Raw genomic sequence first — 18,209 nt, 5'->3', positions numbered from 1 at the left:
CTTCATTTTCGGCTACCTTTCTCGCATCGTTAGCCCGTCCGTAATCACCTGTTTTTAAGGGGAACCTTTTGCAAGGTAAAGCACTCCAAGAGTTCGTTATTGATAAGATTGATGATCTCAAAGGCCAGGACATCATTGCTATTGATGTTCAGGGCAAATCCAGCATCACCGATTGCATGATCATTTGCACCGGCACTTCAACACGTCACGTCGCTTCTATCGCCGATCATGTGGTGCAGGAATCGCGCACTGCGGGCCTTAAGCCGCTGGGTGTAGACAGTAAAACCGCCTCCGATTGGGTGGTCGTTGACCTGGGTGACGTGATTGTGCACGTGATGGAAGCAGAGAGCCGCCAGCTGTACGAGCTGGAAAAACTCTGGAGCTAAGACGTGAAACTGCAGCTTGTGGCCGTCGGCACCAAAATGCCCGACTGGGTTCAGACCGGTTTCATGGAGTATCTGCGCCGCTTCCCGAAAGATATGCCGTTTGAACTGATCGAAGTAACTGCCGGCAAACGCGGCAAGAACGCTGACATCAAACGCATTCTGGAAAAAGAAGGTGAAGCGATGCTGGCCGCCGTGGGTAAAGGCAATCGTATTGTCACGCTGGATATCCCCGGACAGCCGTGGGAAACCCCACAGCTGGCGCAGCAGCTTGAACGCTGGAAACTGGATGGCCGCGATGTCAGCCTGTTAATCGGCGGTCCGGAAGGACTGGCGCCCGCGTGCAAAGCCGCTGCTGAACAAAGCTGGTCACTGTCAGCGCTCACGTTGCCACATCCGCTGGTGCGTGTGCTGGTAGCGGAAAGCCTGTATCGTGCGTGGAGCATCACCACGAATCATCCTTATCATCGTGAATAAACGCCTGACAACCCCAGACAATAAATGTAGCGGATGAAATTACAGAGCAACGCCTTTCGCGATTACACTGCCGAACAGAAACTTTTTGTCCGCCGAGCATTGGTGGCTTTTGTTGGCATTCTGCTGCTCTCCAGCATTCTGGTGGTCAACATGTACCACCTGCAAATTCTGCGCTTTGACGACTACAGCACCCGTTCAAATGAAAACCGCATTAAGCTGGTGCCGGTGGCACCGAGCCGCGGCATTATTTTCGATCGTACCGGCGTCCCGCTGGCAGTAAACCGCACGATTTATCAGGCCGAACTGATGCCGGAAAAGGTCGACAACCTGAAGCAGACCTTGCAGGATCTGCGTCCGGTACTGGATCTGACCGACGACGATCTCGATGCGTTTGACAAAGAGCGTAAACGCTCGCGCCGCTTTACCTCGATTCCGGTCAAAATCGGTTTAAACGAAGTGCAGGTGGCGCGTTTCGCCGTCAATCAATACCGTTTTCCTGGCGTGGAAGTAAAAGGCTATCAGCGCCGCTACTATCCGTACGGCCAGACGCTGACGCACGTAGTGGGCTACGTCTCCAAAATCAACGATCGCGACGTTGCGCGCCTCGATCAGGAAGGCAAATGGCCGAACTATGCGGCTACGCATGATATCGGCAAGCTCGGCATCGAAAACTATTACGAAGATGTGCTGCACGGTAAAACCGGCTATGAAGAGGTTGAAGTTAACAACCGTGGCCGCGTCATTCGACAGCTGCACGAGCAGTCTCCGCAAGCCGGACGCGATATCTACCTGACGGTTGACCTCAAACTGCAGCAGTACATCGAAACCTTGTTGACCGGCAGCCGCGCGGCAGTGGTGGTGAGCGATCCACGCACCGGCGAAATTCTTGCACTGGTTTCTACCCCCAGCTACGACCCGAACCTGTTTGTCGACGGTATCTCGAGCAAAGATTATAAAGCGCTGTTAAGCGACGAAAACCGTCCGCTGTATAACCGTGCGCTGCAGGCCTCCTATCCCCCAGCGTCAACGGTGAAACCCTACGTTGCCGTGTCGGCGCTGAGCGCAGGCGTGATCAACCGCAATACCAGCCTGTTCGATCCCGGCTGGTGGCAACTGCCCGGCTCGGAAAAGCGCTATCGTGACTGGAAAAAATGGGGCCACGGTCGCCTGAATGTCACTAAATCGCTGGAAGAATCGGCGGATACCTTCTTCTATCAGGTTGCCTACGATATGGGCATCGATCGCCTGTCAGAGTGGATGACCAAGTTTGGTTACGGCCATCGCACCGGCATTGATCTGCCACAGGAGAGCGCGGGCAACATGCCCACGCGCGAATGGAAGCTGAAGCGCTTTAAGAAGCCGTGGTATCAAGGTGACACCATTCCGGTGGGTATCGGCCAGGGTTACTGGACCGCGACCCCCATTCAGATGAACAAAGCGATGATGATCCTGATCAATGACGGTGTGATCAAAGTGCCGCACTTACTGCGCGCCACGCGTGAAGGCCAGGTCATGGTGCCTTATCGCCAGGTTCCGGATGCGCCCATTGGCGATATTCATTCAGGTTACTGGGAAATTGCCAAAGACGGCATGTATGGCGTAGCCAACCGCGCCAACGGTACCGCGCACAAGAGTTTTGCCGATGCGCCCTACAAAATCGCCGCCAAATCCGGTACCGCGCAGGTTTACGGACTGAAAGAAAATGAAGTCTATAACGCGCACAAGATTGCCGAACGTCTGCGTGACCATAAATTAATGACTGCCTATGCGCCTTACGATAAACCGCGCGTGGCCGTCACCATGATTCTGGAAAACGGCGGCGCAGGCCCGGCTGTCGGCACCGTGATGCGCCAGATTCTCGACCACATTATGTTAGGCGACAACAATACCGTGCTGCCAGAAGCCGCACCGACACCGCCCGGCTACGAAGGTGAATGACAATGTCCATGAACGATAGTCCGCAGAAAAGATCGATCTGGACGCGCATCCATATCGACCCCCTGTTTATGCTGATCATTCTCAGCTTGCTGACCTACAGCGCCATCGTCATCTGGAGCGCCAGCGGACAGGATCCAGGCATGACCGAGCGTAAGTTCGGGCAAATTGCCATGGGCATCATCGTTATGCTGGTGCTGGCGCAGGTGCCGCCGCGCGTCTATGAAAGCTGGGCGCCCTATCTCTATATTGTCTGCGTGATATTGCTGATAGCGGTGGACGCATTTGGTCACATTAGTAAAGGCGCACAGCGCTGGCTCGATCTTGGTTTTGTGCGTTTTCAGCCCTCGGAGATCGCCAAGATTGCCGTGCCACTGATGGTGGCGCGCTTTATTAACCGCGATGTCTGCCCGCCGACGCTGAAAAACACCGGCATCGCGTTGATTCTGATTTTCATGCCGACGCTGCTGGTGGCGGCACAACCCGATCTCGGCACCTCGATTCTGATCGCTGCTTCCGGCCTGTTTGTACTGTTCTTATCCGGCATGAGCTGGAAGCTGATTGGTATCGCGGTATTGCTGGTCGCCGCCTTTATCCCGATTTTGTGGTTCTTCCTGATGCATGATTACCAGCGCGCCCGCGTGATGATGCTGCTGGACCCGGAAAGCGATCCGCTCGGCGCCGGTTATCACATCATTCAGTCGAAGATTGCTATCGGCTCCGGTGGCCTGCGCGGCAAGGGCTGGCTGCACGGCACCCAATCGCAGCTGGAGTTCCTGCCTGAACGCCATACCGACTTTATTTTTGCCGTTTTAGCGGAAGAACTCGGTCTGGTTGGCGTGTTGTTACTGCTGGTACTCTATTTGCTGCTGATCATGCGCGGACTGATTATCGCGGCGCGCGCGCAAACCACGTTTGGTCGCGTGATGGCGGGCGGTTTGATGCTGATTTTATTCGTTTATGTTTTCGTTAACATTGGCATGGTAAGTGGTATCTTACCGGTGGTTGGCGTACCGCTGCCGCTGGTGAGCTACGGCGGATCGGCATTGATTGTGTTAATGGCTGGATTTGGCATCGTGATGTCGATCCATACTCATCGAAAAATGTTATCTAAAAGCGTTTAAGAGGCTGCACATGCGTAAGGACTGGCTTGGGGTTGCACTGGCATCATTGGTACTGGCTGCCTGTTCCACACCGGAACCGCAGAATAATACTGCGCCACCGCAACCGGCCTATAACGGCCCGGTAGTGGAAATTCCTGGCGTGGAACCACGCTATGAACCGATCAATCCTTCCACCAGCCAGGATTACAGCGTCAACGGTAAAAACTACCGCGTGATCAAAGATCCTTCGAACTACAGCGAAGTGGGTTTAGCCACCTGGTACGGTGACGAAGCGCAGGGGAATCGCACCGCTATCGGTGAATCTTACGATCCGGAAGGCATGACCGCCGCGCATCCAACGCTGCCGCTGCCGAGCTATGTGCGCGTTACTAACCTCGCCAACGGCCGCCAAATTGTGGTACGCGTCAACGATCGTGGCCCTTACACGCCAGGCCGCATTATCGACTTGTCGCGTGCGGCGGGCGATCGCCTGAATATCTCTAACAATACTCGCGTGCGTGTTGATTACATTAAAGTGGCGCCGGATGGTTCCGTTTCCGGTCCCGGCACCATCGGTACCACCGTCGCCAAACAGAGTTACGCCCTGCCCGCGCGTCCCGATCTCGGCGGCGGCATGGTGATGATGGGCGGCAGCGCCAATGCGGCGCCAGCGCCTGCACCGCAGGATGTGCGCGCTGTCGATAACAGCACCTTGCAAAGCAGTGACAGCATGGGTGCGCCCGTCCAGAGCAGCGGTTTTCTCGGCGCGCCACAGCCGTTAGCCACGGGCGTGCTGGAAGGGAACGAGCCGGTTGCCGCGCCAGCCGCAACAACATCTTCCACGCCAGCCGCCGCACCAGCTACCAGCCAGAATGCCCATGCCGGCAGCGGTTATGTGGTTCAGGTCGGCGCGATTAACGATCCGGCGCGTGCACGTCAGCTGGCCGAAAGCCTGGGTAAACGCTTTGGCGTGCCGGGCGCGGTTGAAGCCAATGGCAACGTCTATCGCATTCAGTTAGGTGGCTATAAAAGCCGTGCCGAAGCCGCTGCCTTGCAGCAGCGTCTGAACACTGAAGCGCAAATGAGCTCATTTATTACCACTGCCCGTCCATCGATGTAACGGACAGTGACATTTCCTGCTGAAACTGATTTGCAAAGCAAGATGTCGCCCGATCGGACGTTTGCTATAGTTAGGCACTTTTTTCACTCTAAACCCACGGATGTTGTAGTCCTGAACATGAATACGCTGAAACCTTCTCGTTTTCTGAAACGCCTGACAGTGGGATCACTGGTCGCCCTTTCTCTCAGCCATGCCGCATTTGCGGACGATGTTAATCTTAAGACTATGATTCCGGGTGTACCGGACATTGATGCTGAAGCTTATGTGCTGATCGACTATAACTCCGGCAAAGTGCTGGCCGAAAAGAACGCGGATGCACGCCGCGATCCGGCAAGCCTGACCAAGATGATGACCAGCTACGTGATTGGTCAGGCGGTCAAAGCGGGAAAAATCCATAACGATGACATCGTGACCGTGGGTAAAGATGCCTGGGCAACCGGTAATCCGGTATTCAAAGGTTCATCACTGATGTTCCTCAAGCCTGGCGATCGTGTGCCGGTTTCTCAGCTGACGCGCGGTATCGTGCTGCAATCAGGTAACGACGCTTGTGTAGCGATGGCGGATTACGTTGCTGGCAGCCAGGACGCATTCGTCAACCTGATGAACAACTACGTTGGCGCGCTGGGTCTGAAAAACACCCACTTCCAGACCGTGCACGGTTTGGATGCCGAAGGCCAATACAGCTCGCCGCGCGATATGGCGTTGATCGGCCAGGCGCTGATCCGTGACGTACCCGATGAGTACGCGGTTTACCGTGAAAAAGATTTCACCTTTAATAACATCAAGCAGACCAACCGTAACGGTTTGCTGTGGGATACCAGCCTGAACGTCGATGGCATTAAAACCGGCCACACAGACGCAGCGGGTTACAACCTGGTCGCCTCGGCAACAGAAGGCCAGATGCGTTTGATCTCCGCGGTGATGGGCGGTCGTACCTTTAAAGGCCGTGAAACCGAGAGCAAGAAATTGCTGACGTGGGGCTTCCGCTTCTTTGAAACCGTCGCACCGCTGAAAGCGGGCAAAGAGTTTGCCTCTGAGCCTGTGTGGTTCGGTGACAGCGATCGTGTGCAGTTGGGGGTGGAGAAAGATGCCTACCTGACCATTCCGCGTGGCCGCATGAAAGATCTCAAAGCCAGCTATGTGCTGAACAACACTGAACTGCATGCGCCGCTGCAGAAAAATCAGGTAGTGGGCAGCATCAACTTCCAGCTCGACGGCAAAACGGTGGAACAGCGTCCGCTGGTGGTGCTGAATGAAGTGAAAGAAGGTGGTTTCTTCGGCCGCATCATCGATTACATCAAACTGATGTTCCACCACTGGTTCGGCTAAGGCGCGCTTGAAAAAACGCCAATTTGCCCCCAATTAAGTTACTATCTTTGCTCCCGCCTCGGCGGGAGCCTGTTTTTTAAGCACCGGAGTCAATGTATGAAAACCAAATTGAATGAACTGCTCGAATTCCCTACGCCTTTCACTTACAAAGTGATGGGTTTGGCGCAACCGGAGCTGGTTGATCAAGTGGTTGAAGTGGTGCAGCGCCACGCGCCAGGCGATTACAAACCGGACGTTAAGCCAAGCAGCAAAGGCAACTATCACTCTGTTTCCATTACCATCATCGCCACCCACATTGAGCAGGTTGAAACCCTGTATGAAGAGCTAGGCAACATCGAAATCGTGCGCATGGTGCTGTAATTCTGGCGCTGGCAAAGTCCGCTTTGCCAGCGTTATACTCTGCCTTCCACTCTTTACCGGATCTCTGCTTTGTCAGCTAATACGCTTCTTGTTCGTCAACTCGGCCAGCGCGATTGGCAACCCATCTCCGATGCCATGCATCACTTTACCGATCAACGCGACAGCAGCACTGCCGATGAAATCTGGCTGGTGGAACATCATCCGGTGTTTACCCAGGGTCAGGCAGGGAAAGCTGAACATCTGCTGATGCCGGGCGATATTCCGGTGGTACAAAGCGATCGCGGCGGCCAGGTAACCTATCACGGCCCCGGCCAACAGGTGATGTATGTGCTGATTGACGTGAAACGTCGCAAGATGGGCGTGCGCGAGTTAGTGACGGCGTTAGAAGAAACGGTGATCGCCACGCTGGCCGACTATGACATCAGCGCGCGGGCGCGACCGGATGCGCCAGGCGTGTACGTTGGCGATGACAAGATTTGTTCGCTGGGGCTGCGTATTCGTAAAGGCTGCTCGTTTCACGGCCTGGCGCTGAATGTGGCGATGGATTTAGCGCCGTTCCTGCGCATCAACCCGTGCGGATATGCCGGGATGCAAATGACGCAGCTTAGCCAGCTACAGCCGGGCGTTACACCGGCCGATGTGCAGCCGCGTCTGGTGCAGCATTTCGCCCGTTTAACCGGATTTACCCAACTGGAATGGCAAAGTGATGCCGCGGTCTGACCTTGACTGTACGTGCCTATTTACAAAATTGTAACTTTTGCACCGGCGAATCGGCTGCTTATGGGCAGACGAGATGATATAATTTTTGCCATATTTTCAAAAAAAGTTGAAAGCCTGGTTCTCAGTTTGAGTGAGGAAGCTTTCAAATCGCAATCCCGACCGGAACCTGCAGATTTATGAGTAAACCAATTCAGATGGAACGTGGCGTCAAGTATCGCGATGCCGACAAAATGGCGCTGATCCCGGTGAAAACCGTGATGGTTGAGCGTGAAGAAATTCTGCGTAAGCCGGAATGGATGAAGATCAAACTGCCTGCAGACTCCAGCCGCATTCAGGGCATCAAGGCCGCGATGCGTAAAAACGGTCTGCACTCGGTGTGTGAAGAAGCCTCCTGCCCTAACCTCGCAGAGTGTTTCAACCACGGTACCGCGACCTTTATGATCCTCGGCGCGATCTGTACCCGTCGCTGCCCATTCTGCGACGTGGCGCACGGCCGTCCGAATATGCCTGACGCTAACGAACCGCTGAAACTGGCACAAACCATCGCCGATATGGCGCTGCGTTATGTGGTCATCACTTCAGTGGACCGTGATGACCTGCGCGACGGCGGTGCCCAGCACTTTGCTGACTGCATCAGCGCGATTCGCGAAAAAAGCCCAACCATCAAAATTGAAACATTGGTACCGGACTTCCGTGGTCGTATGGATCGCGCGCTGGAAATCCTCACCGCGACGCCACCGGATGTGTTTAACCACAATCTGGAAAACGTGCCGCGCGTTTACCGTCAGGTCCGTCCTGGCGCCAACTACGATTGGTCACTGAAATTGCTGGAGCGTTTCAAAGAAGCGCATCCGGATATCCCGACTAAATCGGGTTTGATGGTCGGCCTTGGCGAAACCAATGCTGAAATCATTGAAGTGATGCGCGATCTGCGTCGCCACGGCGTCACCATGCTGACGCTGGGACAGTATTTGCAGCCGAGCCGTCACCACTTGCCGGTGCAGCGCTACGTTAGCCCGGCCGAGTTTGACGAAATGAAAGAAGAAGCAATGGCGATGGGCTTCACCCATGCCGCCTGCGGCCCGTTTGTGCGCTCCTCTTATCATGCTGATATGCAGGCCAAAGGTCTGGAAGTTAAGTAATATTCTTCGCGATTGCGCTCTTACCAGGGCGCAATCGCAAATATCCCCTTAAAAGTCTTAATCCCTGTCTCAAATCTGTCGCTTTAATCGCTGAGGCCATAAGAGCCTATTTCTCTTTTCTCAGTGTTTATTTTGAAGGTCAGATAATGCAAACATCCTCTCACTTAAAGGGGCTCGATTTTCTCCGGGAACCCGATTTGTCAGGTCAATTACCCGATGTGCGGCTCAACAGTGCATCCGGAGAGAGTTTGGATGCGCTTAAAGCGCGCACCACGCCCATAGATAACACCAATCCCTATACTTCATCTCACGCCTCATGTGCCAATGCATTTATCGCTACCGCTATCAGTATTGAGCATCGATACGATGAAATTCATTTAGAGTTGCCACTAAAGGGTCATGAAACTGTCGCTGTGATGCCCGAAGTGGTGCGACACATCATGCCTTATGCTGAAGATATCGCTTTTCAAACTTCTCAGGAGAATGTACTCCCTGTGATTAATGAAGAGCCTGAACCTGAATGGAATTTTGATTTGCTGGAAGCGAAATTCAATGCTCCTCTGCCACAACTGTGGCAACCGGCTATCGGCATGCACCACGAGAGTGTGGAAATTGCCACGCTACCTGAACGCGAGAGTGCCAAACCTCAACTTTTAGTACAGGTACAGTCAAAGGTTATCACTGAAAATGAGGTCATTATTGATGATCTGAATGAGGATGAAGGGTCTTTCAGCGGTAATGCGCCAGTTGGTACGACGTTATACTTTTATCTTGATGATGTGTGGGTCGGCAGCTCTGAAATTGATAGCCAAGGCCGCTGGCAGTTTGAACTGCCCACCGATATTTCTGTCGCTCAGCATGTTTTTAGTGCAGTCCCCATTAATCCGCAAGGCGTAATGGGTGGCAAAGTTGATTATCCGTTTTTGACTAAGCCTAAAATTGGCGAAATCATTATGCCAATTGATGAGAGTGAATCAGACAAAATTGAAATAGCACTCATTGATGTTTTTACAGCCGAGGAAGAAGAAAGACTATCGTTAATACCCTTAATTTTAACTGATGATATGTTGCAGGGCTGGCATACCCAGGATGGGTTGAGCGACTTTGATGGCTTATATGGCTCAACAGTATTTGATGTGGATGAGCAGGAAATCATTTACGCCAATTGGCACTAAGACGCAAAAAACAAAAACCAGGCTGGCGACAGTCTGGTTTTTTATCAACGTAATAAATATTTACACTTATTGACGTTCGGCGCAGAGATTACTCTTTGTGGCTGACACGTTCAGCAGGCACTTCTTCAGCGCTGCTTTTGGATGCGCCGGATTCATCATCTTTCATGGCTTTTTTGAAGCCTTTGATTGCGGAACCCAGATCGCCACCCAGTGAACGTAACTTATTGGTGCCAAAAAGCAGTACGATGAGCGCACCGATGATCAGCAGTTTGGCAATACTGATACCTTCCATAATTTACCTTTCAACCAATGTGAAAAACGGACCTGACTATTAACGCGCAGTTTATAAACGGCCTCAACTACAATCTGTAACAGAGTGAGACCGCCTGCTCAGATAAAGCGGCTGAGAAATGCCTGCGTGCGCGGATGTTGCGGGTTACCAATCACCTGCTCCGGACTGCCCTGCTCCACTACCACGCCGCCATCCATAAACACCACGCGATCGGCCGCCTCACGCGCGAAACCAATTTCATGGGTCACGACAATCATGGTTAGCCCTTGATCGGCTAAGGTGCGCATGGTGGCCAGCACTTCGCCAACTAACTCCGGATCGAGTGCCGAAGTGGGTTCATCGAACAGCATCAGCGCCGGTTTAATCGCCAGCGCGCGCGCAATCGCCACGCGCTGCTGCTGGCCACCGGATAGATGACGCGGCCAGGCATCGGCTTTGTCACTTAATCCCACGGTTGCCAGCAGTTCACGCGCATGCTTGAGTGCATCCTGCCGTGCAAACTTGTGCACGCCTATCGGCGCTTCAATGATGTTTTGCAGCACCGTCATGTGCGGATAGAGGTTGAACTGCTGAAACACCATGCCGATTTTCTGGCGCTGATGAGCAATTTTACGCGCCGACAGACGATGCAGAATACCGCGCTTCAGTTCATAACCGATCTGATCGTCACCGACCACAATCGAACCGGCATTCATGTCTTCCAGATGGTTAATGCAGCGTAAAAAGGTGGATTTACCCGAACCTGATGGCCCGAGAATCACCACCACTTCACCGGGAAACACATCGAGATCGATGCCTTTCAGCACTTCATTATCGTCATAACTCTTCTGCACATTACGCGCACGCACCAGTGGCTGAACTTCACTCATACATCCTCCTTCAAACGGTGCGCGACGGCAGGCGCGGCTTCGTTAGCAGCAACGCGACGTTTATTCACCACCGTGCGGGTGGTGCCACGGGCGTAGTAACGCTCGATGGCGGACTGGCCAACGTTAAGAATCGAGGTGATAAGCAGATACCAGATCACCGCAACCATCAGCATCGGGATAATTTCAAAGGTGCGGTTATAAACGGCTTGCACCGAGTACAGCAGATCGCCCATAGCGATCACACTTACCAGCGAGGTCGCTTTGATCATGCTGATCAACTGGTTGCCGGTAGGCGGAATAATTGAACGCATCGCCTGTGGAATGATCACGCGGCGCAGCGCACGACTGCGACTCATGCCAAACGCCTGGGTGGTTTCGACCTGACCGTTATCCACTGACAGCAGGCCGGCGCGAATGATCTCGGCCATATAAGCCGCTTCATTGAGCGCCAGTCCGGCAATGGCGGCGGTCAGTGGCGTGATCAGATCGTTGGTGTTCCAGCTGGCAAAAGTGATATCCGTCCACGGAAGAGTGATTGCGATGGTGGGAAACAGCGTCGACAGGTTGTACCAAAAGATCAGCTGTACCAGCAGCGGCGTACCCCGGAAAAACCAGATGTAGAGCGACGATAAGCCGCTCAGCAATTTGTTTTCCGAGAGACGCCACACGCCCAACAGCAGCCCGAGCAGCGTGCCGAGAATCATCGACACCACCGTCAAGCCGAGCGTGACCTGCAGGCCTTTCATCACCGAACCTTCGGTGAACCACTGCAGCACCACGTTCCACTCGAAATTGGGGTTGGTCGCCACCAGCCAGAGGAAGTTCGCGGCAATAACCAGCACCAAAATCCATGAGATCCAGCGCCCATAAGTGGGCGCACTGCGGGCAAAAGCCACATCGCGCTGCTGCACGTCGGCCTTATCCCTGGCTCGCGAATTGTTGGTGACCAGACTCATTTTGCTGCCCCTTGCGCCAGGTTACGTCCCGGTTGCTGCAACACGTTGCCGTCTAATTTCCACTTCTTCATGATGGCCGCGTAAGTGCCGTTACTGAACAGCTCTTTGTACGCATCCAGCACCACGTTGCCGAGTTCCGAACCCTTCGGCACCACGGTGCCCTGGAAAATGTCGCCAAAGCCGTTTTTCTTGCCTTTGCCCGACAGCTCCAGCTGGCCATTGGCCTGTTCGATGAAGTATGTCAGCGGCGCCTGCGAGGAGAAGAAAGCATCGGAACGTTTTGAGCGCACGGCTAAAATCGATGATGGCTGGTCGGTGAAGGATTGCACCACCACCGCCGGTTTACCCGCCGCGACACAGGCATCGGACTGCTTGCGAATCACCTGCTCCGCCGAACCGGCCGCCATCACCGCAATGCGTTTACCGCAGGTATCTTCCAGACCGTTAATCTTCGAGGGATTGCCTTTCTGCACGCCAAACACCACGAACTCCTGCACGAAGTCGATAAAATCAACCTTCTGCTGACGATCCGGATAATCGCCAATCGGGCCAATCGCCATCTGGTAGCGGCCGGAATTAATGCCGGTGAGCACGCCCGATAAACCGCTGACGGTGGCATGTTCAATCTTCACGCCCAGCAATTGTGCCAGCGCTTCGGTGAGATCGGCGGAAGCGCCGTCCATTGAGTGCGGACCGTTAACGATCTCATACGGAGGAAAAGATCCGTTGTTCACCGAGATCATTTTACCGCTGCTTTTGATCTCTGCTGGCAGACGATCGTGCAGCGCCTGATCCACTTTTTGCGCAGGAATCACGTCGGCGGCCTGAGCGAAACAGGCCGTGAGGCCCAATGACAGCGCGATGGCGGTAGCAAGAATTTTCATCAGTTAGATTCCCCAGCGATCAAAGTGGTTTAAGTTCGGGACGCGCAAAACAGCGATTTTCCAGCACCGGCAGTACGCTGCGTGCATAGGCGATGCGCTGTGGATCGAGATCGGCAAACACCAGCGCGGCCGATTCCGGCGCTTTGGCAATCGCCACGCCCAACGGATCGATTACCAGACTGTTGCCGATATTGCGTGGCCCGCATTCGCCCACCGCCACCATGTAGCAGGTGTTTTCCAGCGCACGCGCGGTGGTCAGCAACTCCCAGTGCATCTCTTTCAGCGGGCCTTTCACCCACGCTGCCGGCAGCACCAGCACATCCGCGCCGTCAAGCACTAAGCGACGCGCCAGCTCCGGAAAGCGCACGTCGTAGCAGGTCATCAACCCGACTTTCATGTCCGCCACGTCAACCAGCGGCGGAATTTCGCGCCCCGGATTCACGCGCTGCGACTCCTGCATGGCGAAGGCATCGTAAAGGTGCAGTTTCACGTACTCGGCGATGATTTCGCCGTTGCGAATGGCGATCAGTACGTTGAGCGCTTTCTGCCCTTCTGTCGGCACATGCACGCTCATCATGGTGGTCAGGTTGTTGCCTTTGCTAACCGCCAGCAGCTGCGTGACGAAAGGACCATCAAGTGGTTGCGCCGCTTTCAATACCAGATCAGGATCGGCGATATCACGCGCCAGCACGCCTTCCGGCAGCACCAGCAGATCAGCACCGCCTGCCAATGCCTGGTTCATCAATCCGATGCAGATATCGGTGTTTTCCTGCCATTCGCGGCTGACGGCAAATTGTCCCATTGCTACTTTCATGGTTATTCTCCTTGCGCCGCAGCCGGAAAAATCGCTTCCGGCGTCAGCAATGTTTGGGTTAGGCCTTGCTGGAACAGCTCATTCGCAAAGTCGGCAATCATCTTTTTGTTAACGGAAAATCCGTTCTGATTCCAGTTGGCCGGTAATTCCTGCGCGGTGCGCCGCAAATCGTCCAGCAGCCACGGCGTGGTGTCGGCGTATTTCTCGCGCTTCTTCATCCACATCTGGTACGAACGATCAATGATGTCGCTCAGCGCCTGAGGCAGCCACGGATGCGCCTCCGCTAAGGCGGGCTTCAGTGCCAGTAAGTGAATGCCCGGCACATAACCGACGCGATTAAAGTAGTCGCGCTCGGCAGCGGCAAAATCCACCTGCAGCTGACGCAAACCCGAATCGGCGAGGAAAAAACCTTCCGGCATAAAAGGGGTAAACACAGCATCCAGCTCGCCCGCTTTCAGCAACGCGATCAGTGGACGCTCACCTGGCGCCGGTTCAATACGCCCCGGACGACCAAAACCGGCCAGACGATCAACAATCGGGTGATCCTCAGTCAAACGCCCGGCAAACCAATACGCATCATCAATCTCCACGCCCGCTTCACGCAGCACGGTGCGCGTCCAGGTGTTGCCGGAATCCTGCCAGCCGGTAACGCCGATCTTTTTGCCTTTCAGCTGCGCTGGCGAGGTAATCGGGCTGTCGCTGCGCGTAATGATGCAGCGCTGACGGAAACCGCGCATCAGAAAGTGTGGCAGGCCCAACAGTGAAGTGTCACCTTTTGCCCGAGCCTGAGCAAAGCGGCTAAACGACACCTCACCGGCATCGTATTTATCGCTGGTGGCGAGGTTATCCACCAGCGTGCCAACACGATCGATCTCCAGCGTGAAACCTTCCGGCTTGATATCGCCAAGTGCCAGCGGTGTGAAGTAATCCCAGTCACGTACCGCCAGTCTGATGGTTACCATAGTTTTGCCTTCCCCGTCTGTTCTGCCAGCCCTGCGGCTGTGATTATTTATGCAGCAAATAGTGCTTGAATTTGAGTCTAAATCGCGAATACTAATCTGAACAATCTATTATTTGTTACTGAACAAAGGATTTTCTTATGACGCAAAGTGTGGATTTGGAGTGGCTCAGCCAGCAGATCACGGATGCTTCGGTGAAAGGCATCACGCATGCGGCATCCACGCTAATTCGCGATGGGCAGATTGCGGTGGGCATGCAGATGCCGGCGGTACGCGAGTTGGCTGAGCGATTGGGCGTGAGCCCGGCAACCGTTTCCGCTGCCTGGGCGCAACTGAAGAAGCAGAAAGTGCTGGCGGGTAAAGGTCGCAGCGGCGTGTGGGTGAGCGGTAACAGCGTGATGCCGCGTCCGATTCGCTTCGAGAAGATCGGCAATTACGGCGAGAATGTTCAGGCGTCACTGGCGATGGCCTCACCGGATCCAACGTTATTGCCGGATCTGCGTCGGGCGATGCTGGCGGGCATTGCATCGCCGCAACTGAATAGTTATCAGCGTGAGGCGATTTCACCGCAATTGCTGGATGCCGTAGCGCCACGTTGGCCCTATCCCGCCGAAGCCTGGTTGGCAACCGATGGCGGCTTCGATGCCATGAACCTGATCGTTCAGACGTTGCTGTCACCGGGCGATCGTGTGGCAATCGAAGATCCTACTGCAACGCGATTACTGGATATTTTAGACAACATCGGTGCTGAAATTCTGCCGCTGCCCTGCGATGAGCAAGGTCCCATTCCCTCGACGCTGACCACGCTGATGCAGAAATCTCCGGCGATGTTTATCTATCAACCGCGCACCCATTCCGCTACCGGAAACAGCGTGAGCCAGCGTCGCAGTGCAGAGTTGGCGCGCGTGCTGGCAAACAGCAGCACCGTCATTGTCGAGGATGACGGCATTGGCGATCTGTCGCGCTACCCGGTGTTTAGCCTCGGCTTCCACTATCCCGAACGCGTGCTGCATGTGCACTCGTTTTCTAAAGCTTATGGGCCGGATTTGCGGCTGGCGGTGTTATCAGGCACCGCCGAAATGGTGAAGCGCCTGCAAGCGTGGCGCAACTTTGGCGTGAGCTGGACCAGCCGTATTTTGCAGGATGCCGTGGCGTGGATGCTCAATGATGAAGAGACTCAGCAGCGTATTCAGCAGGCCAAAGCCACCTATGCGCAGCGTCGCCAGCAGTTACTGGCCGCGCTGGCGAAACGCGGTCTGGTGCTGGAAGAGCGTGATGGATTGAGCGTGTGGATTCCGGTGGAATCGGAGCAGTACGCGATGATCACGCTAGCCGCGCGCGGTATCGCCGTGCTGCCCGGTGAACGCTGTAGCATTAGCAGCCGGCAGTTCATTCGCGTCAGCGCCGCGCTGCTGCCTGTGGCACAACTCGACAGCATCGCCGATGCCATCGTGATAGCCAGCGGACGCGAGCTCAATCTTAACCCAGAGCTTTAATGTGATAGCGCGGTGATTCCACATAGCCTTCACGCGCATAGAACTGGTTGGCTTTGAGGCGCGATGAATGGCAGTGCACTTCCATACGGTCGCAACCGCGTGACCGCGCCAGCTGTTCGGCGTGGTTTAATAACTGCTGCCCGCTGCCTTTGCTGCGCTCGCCTTCGGCAATACAAAAGTAGCTGATGCGGGCAAAATCGCCGGCCAATGCCAGCTGCGGAATAAAGTGCAACGAGAGAAAGCCCAGCACCTGATTGCCGTGTTCCGCGACCAACAACATTTCATCGGGATGATGAATAAGCTGCGCCAAACGTGTATCGATAAATCCTTCCGTCGCGCTATAACCTAATTCGGTTAGCAACGCGCTCAATGCAAAACTGTCTTTTGCCTGTGCCTGACGTATGTTCATCCTGCCTCCTCATTTTCCCTGAGCAGTTATATAGCGTTGCCTAACAAAAATCTGCAAGTAAGCATTGTTGTGGCTATGTTACGGAAGTTATCTGTGAGATGTGCCGCAGAATCTGCCTTGTCACGAGAATGTCATAACGGCTTAAGGCTGGCTTAATCTGGCATTGGCATGCTGAGGGAAATCTCTTTCTGAGGCAGGCGAAATGAAAAACCTTATTCCACGCACTTTCGATGAGTTAATGGCACTGAGCATCAGCATGCTTGCCTTAGCGAGCTGGATGATTATTTGGTGGCGAGCCTAAAAAAGGATAAAAAAAAACCCGCCAGAAGGCGGGTTTTCAGAATTCGAACTGTTAAATTACAGTGCGATAACGTTAGCAGCTGATGGGCCTTTAGCACCGTCAGTGATTTCGAACTCAACGCGTTGACCTTCAGCCAGAGTTTTGAAACCGTTGCTGTTGATTGCAGAGAAGTGTACGAATACATCTTTGCTGCCATCTTCTGGAGTAATGAAACCGAAGCCTTTCGACTCATTAAACCACTTTACGTTACCTTTGATCTTAGACATCTATATTACCTTTACATGAAAAAAGGACACTAAACTGTGTCGACGTCTAGTACAGCAATTGCGGTGACATTTGTCCAGTGCGATTTGATGAAAAAGTGATAAATATTGATTTTTTGCATGCCGATCACACTTTATGCGTGCCGCCAGCGCTTAAAACTCAAATCTCAGCCATGCAAAGTAAACGTTGCCGTTATTGTAAGTGCCAGGAATATAAGTCATTTGGAAAGTGGCTGGACCATATCCAATTGATGCTAAAGGCAATATCAGCGGAACCGGGATGTAGCGCCAGTTATCCCGCGCCGTTACACCCGCCGTGTATCCGGCGCCCAAATGAAAGTTCTGATCGCTAAGCGGTCGCCAGGTCGCTTCCCAACCGTAACCGCCAATCGGCTCCCATTTATTGAAGGAGTCCTTGAACGCCATCAGGTACAAACCGTGCCAGTTACCTTTCTCATCCCAGCGCGAAACGCCCGCACCTGCGCCCCACGGGCGCTCGTTGTATTTATCGATGTGTTCATCGTCGTAAGTCCAACGGTTGTGCCAGGTAATCGCCGGCAGATAAAAATCATAATTCTGCGGTTGCGACCAGGTTTGCGACACGTTATCGCTAAAGGTGTTCCAGCCTGATTTGATGGCTTGTGAAGTTGTTACCGCTGATGCCGAAAAGGAGACCGATGAGGTCAAAATGCAGCCTAACAAAACTGCAGAAAAGTGCCGATTCACAACGTAATTTCCTGTTAATTCATGCTGAAAAAGTGCACTACCCTGAGGCAAATTTTTCAGATTCTTGTACGACGCATTCCTAAGTAATCGCCAAAAGGATATTAAAAAACATGCTTAATATCTCCAGGCTAATTCTCGGTTGACGGCGAATTTTACCTCATGCGGAACGTGAAATTGAAACGCCGGATAAACAGAAAGGCATTACTGAGGGATGTACACAAAGTGCAATCATGTTGTGATGATGACGGCAAGCAATAAGATAGCTTTCAGTGACTTAGTGTCAACTATTCACGCATGGAATAAATTAACAAAATTTATCAATTGAACTCGCCCGACGAATAAGATAAATCTCGATACTCCAGGACGGAGATGGGGAAAAAACTGACATGACTATTCGTTGTAGCCGCTGCGGTTGCACTAAATTTTTTTACACCTTAACGGACTGCAAACAGGTCGATGCAATAAATCATCATGGTGCCTGCTGCGCGCAGTGTCA

Annotated in this window: 20 protein-coding genes; 11 read left to right on the top strand and 9 right to left on the bottom strand. The window is 53.7% G+C overall.

Annotated features, from left to right (window positions below; translation table 11 throughout):
• Positions 1-68 precede the first annotated feature (68 nt).
• From rsfS to K5Y33_RS01405, 10 genes are all read left to right on the top strand, one after another.
• Positions 69-386, top strand: a complete 318-nt coding sequence (rsfS, locus tag K5Y33_RS01450) for a ribosome silencing factor (RefSeq protein ID WP_008103673.1) — start codon at positions 69-71, stop codon at positions 384-386.
• 3 nt (positions 387-389) lie between these two features.
• Entirely contained in the window at positions 390-860 is a 471-nt protein-coding gene (rlmH, locus tag K5Y33_RS01445; protein WP_008103678.1) for a 23S rRNA (pseudouridine(1915)-N(3))-methyltransferase RlmH, read from the top strand.
• 33 nt (positions 861-893) lie between these two features.
• Positions 894-2,798, top strand: coding sequence for a peptidoglycan DD-transpeptidase MrdA (gene mrdA / locus K5Y33_RS01440; protein WP_222233130.1), 1,905 nt, complete (start codon positions 894-896; stop codon positions 2,796-2,798).
• Positions 2,799-2,806: 8 nt separating this feature from the next.
• Positions 2,807-3,919, top strand: a complete 1,113-nt coding sequence (gene mrdB / locus K5Y33_RS01435; protein ID WP_101763316.1) for a peptidoglycan glycosyltransferase MrdB — start codon at positions 2,807-2,809, stop codon at positions 3,917-3,919.
• A 10-nt stretch (positions 3,920-3,929) separates the two neighbouring features.
• The gene (gene rlpA / locus K5Y33_RS01430) at positions 3,930-5,018 is read left to right on the top strand and encodes an endolytic peptidoglycan transglycosylase RlpA (protein ID WP_222233129.1); all 1,089 of its coding nucleotides are present in this window, start codon (positions 3,930-3,932) and stop codon (positions 5,016-5,018) included.
• A gap of 117 nt (positions 5,019-5,135) precedes the next feature.
• Positions 5,136-6,347: a D-alanyl-D-alanine carboxypeptidase DacA gene (gene dacA, locus K5Y33_RS01425; RefSeq protein ID WP_101763253.1), complete on the top strand. Its 1,212-nt coding sequence runs from the start codon at positions 5,136-5,138 to the stop codon at positions 6,345-6,347.
• A gap of 96 nt (positions 6,348-6,443) precedes the next feature.
• Positions 6,444-6,707: a DUF493 family protein YbeD gene (gene ybeD, locus K5Y33_RS01420; RefSeq protein ID WP_008103691.1), complete on the top strand. Its 264-nt coding sequence runs from the start codon at positions 6,444-6,446 to the stop codon at positions 6,705-6,707.
• A 69-nt stretch (positions 6,708-6,776) separates the two neighbouring features.
• Positions 6,777-7,427 (top strand): lipoyl(octanoyl) transferase LipB, encoded by a 651-nt coding sequence (gene lipB / locus K5Y33_RS01415; protein ID WP_101763254.1) that lies wholly within the window; start codon positions 6,777-6,779, stop codon positions 7,425-7,427.
• 176 nt (positions 7,428-7,603) lie between these two features.
• On the top strand, positions 7,604-8,569 hold the full coding sequence (gene lipA / locus K5Y33_RS01410; protein ID WP_101763255.1) for a lipoyl synthase: 966 nt from the start codon (positions 7,604-7,606) through the stop codon (positions 8,567-8,569).
• 146 nt (positions 8,570-8,715) lie between these two features.
• Complete coding sequence (locus K5Y33_RS01405) at positions 8,716-9,744, top strand: hypothetical protein (protein ID WP_222233128.1); 1,029 nt, start codon at positions 8,716-8,718, stop codon at positions 9,742-9,744.
• 88 nt (positions 9,745-9,832) lie between these two features.
• On the opposite strand, the gene tatE is transcribed toward K5Y33_RS01405, so the two are convergent.
• The 6 genes from tatE to K5Y33_RS01375 form a co-directional block, all read right to left on the bottom strand.
• Entirely contained in the window at positions 9,833-10,036 is a 204-nt protein-coding gene (gene tatE / locus K5Y33_RS01400) for a twin-arginine translocase subunit TatE (RefSeq protein WP_064740541.1), read from the bottom strand.
• Between the two features lie 98 nt (positions 10,037-10,134).
• Entirely contained in the window at positions 10,135-10,905 is a 771-nt protein-coding gene (locus tag K5Y33_RS01395) for an amino acid ABC transporter ATP-binding protein (protein WP_255610227.1), read from the bottom strand.
• Positions 10,902-11,861: an amino acid ABC transporter permease gene (locus K5Y33_RS01390; protein WP_222233127.1), complete on the bottom strand. Its 960-nt coding sequence runs from the start codon at positions 11,859-11,861 to the stop codon at positions 10,902-10,904. The genes K5Y33_RS01395 and K5Y33_RS01390 overlap by 4 nt, the downstream gene beginning before the upstream one ends.
• Positions 11,858-12,745, bottom strand: coding sequence for an ABC transporter substrate-binding protein (locus K5Y33_RS01385; RefSeq protein WP_101763259.1), 888 nt, complete (start codon positions 12,743-12,745; stop codon positions 11,858-11,860). The genes K5Y33_RS01390 and K5Y33_RS01385 overlap by 4 nt, the downstream gene beginning before the upstream one ends.
• Before the next feature lie 19 nt (positions 12,746-12,764).
• Entirely contained in the window at positions 12,765-13,559 is a 795-nt protein-coding gene (locus K5Y33_RS01380) for a deaminated glutathione amidase (protein WP_222233126.1), read from the bottom strand.
• Positions 13,560-13,561: 2 nt separating this feature from the next.
• A complete protein-coding gene (locus K5Y33_RS01375; RefSeq protein ID WP_101763261.1) occupies positions 13,562-14,521 on the bottom strand; it encodes an ABC transporter substrate-binding protein in 960 nt (319 codons plus the stop codon).
• Between the two features lie 137 nt (positions 14,522-14,658).
• On the opposite strand from K5Y33_RS01375, the gene K5Y33_RS01370 reads away from it, so the two are divergent.
• Positions 14,659-16,014: a PLP-dependent aminotransferase family protein gene (locus K5Y33_RS01370; protein ID WP_222233125.1), complete on the top strand. Its 1,356-nt coding sequence runs from the start codon at positions 14,659-14,661 to the stop codon at positions 16,012-16,014.
• Here K5Y33_RS01370 and K5Y33_RS01365 read toward each other — a convergent pair.
• The 3 genes from K5Y33_RS01365 to pagP all read right to left on the bottom strand — a co-directional run bounded on the left by K5Y33_RS01365 (position 15,998) and on the right by pagP (position 17,713).
• Positions 15,998-16,423, bottom strand: coding sequence for a GNAT family N-acetyltransferase (locus K5Y33_RS01365; protein WP_101763263.1), 426 nt, complete (start codon positions 16,421-16,423; stop codon positions 15,998-16,000). The genes K5Y33_RS01370 and K5Y33_RS01365 overlap by 17 nt on opposite strands.
• A gap of 357 nt (positions 16,424-16,780) precedes the next feature.
• Entirely contained in the window at positions 16,781-16,990 is a 210-nt protein-coding gene (gene cspE / locus K5Y33_RS01360; RefSeq protein WP_007890714.1) for a transcription antiterminator/RNA stability regulator CspE, read from the bottom strand.
• Positions 16,991-17,140: 150 nt separating this feature from the next.
• The gene (gene pagP, locus K5Y33_RS01355; RefSeq protein WP_101763264.1) at positions 17,141-17,713 is read right to left on the bottom strand and encodes a lipid IV(A) palmitoyltransferase PagP; all 573 of its coding nucleotides are present in this window, start codon (positions 17,711-17,713) and stop codon (positions 17,141-17,143) included.
• Between the last annotated feature and the right edge of the window lie 496 nt (positions 17,714-18,209).

This window comes from Pantoea sp. DY-17, assembly GCF_019795975.1.
Lineage (GTDB): Bacteria > Pseudomonadota > Gammaproteobacteria > Enterobacterales > Enterobacteriaceae > Pantoea > Pantoea leporis.
Note: the sequence above shows the minus strand (reverse complement) of the source record. Positions and strands in the feature narration are given on the sequence as shown.

Coding starts and splice junctions, on each gene's coding strand:
- mrdA (WP_222233130.1), top strand. CDS start 894: ATGAAATTACAGAGCAACGCCTTTCGCGATTACACTGCCGAACAGAAA.
- mrdB (WP_101763316.1), top strand. CDS start 2,807: ATGAACGATAGTCCGCAGAAAAGATCGATCTGGACGCGCATCCATATC.
- rlpA (WP_222233129.1), top strand. CDS start 3,930: ATGCGTAAGGACTGGCTTGGGGTTGCACTGGCATCATTGGTACTGGCT.
- dacA (WP_101763253.1), top strand. CDS start 5,136: ATGAATACGCTGAAACCTTCTCGTTTTCTGAAACGCCTGACAGTGGGA.
- ybeD (WP_008103691.1), top strand. CDS start 6,444: ATGAAAACCAAATTGAATGAACTGCTCGAATTCCCTACGCCTTTCACT.
- lipA (WP_101763255.1), top strand. CDS start 7,604: ATGAGTAAACCAATTCAGATGGAACGTGGCGTCAAGTATCGCGATGCC.
- K5Y33_RS01405 (WP_222233128.1), top strand. CDS start 8,716: ATGCAAACATCCTCTCACTTAAAGGGGCTCGATTTTCTCCGGGAACCC.
- tatE (WP_064740541.1), bottom strand. CDS start 10,036: ATGGAAGGTATCAGTATTGCCAAACTGCTGATCATCGGTGCGCTCATC.
- K5Y33_RS01395 (WP_255610227.1), bottom strand. CDS start 10,905: ATGAGTGAAGTTCAGCCACTGGTGCGTGCGCGTAATGTGCAGAAGAGT.
- K5Y33_RS01390 (WP_222233127.1), bottom strand. CDS start 11,861: ATGAGTCTGGTCACCAACAATTCGCGAGCCAGGGATAAGGCCGACGTG.
- K5Y33_RS01385 (WP_101763259.1), bottom strand. CDS start 12,745: ATGAAAATTCTTGCTACCGCCATCGCGCTGTCATTGGGCCTCACGGCC.
- K5Y33_RS01380 (WP_222233126.1), bottom strand. CDS start 13,559: ATGAAAGTAGCAATGGGACAATTTGCCGTCAGCCGCGAATGGCAGGAA.
- K5Y33_RS01375 (WP_101763261.1), bottom strand. CDS start 14,521: ATGGTAACCATCAGACTGGCGGTACGTGACTGGGATTACTTCACACCG.
- K5Y33_RS01370 (WP_222233125.1), top strand. CDS start 14,659: ATGACGCAAAGTGTGGATTTGGAGTGGCTCAGCCAGCAGATCACGGAT.
- K5Y33_RS01365 (WP_101763263.1), bottom strand. CDS start 16,423: ATGAACATACGTCAGGCACAGGCAAAAGACAGTTTTGCATTGAGCGCG.
- cspE (WP_007890714.1), bottom strand. CDS start 16,990: ATGTCTAAGATCAAAGGTAACGTAAAGTGGTTTAATGAGTCGAAAGGC.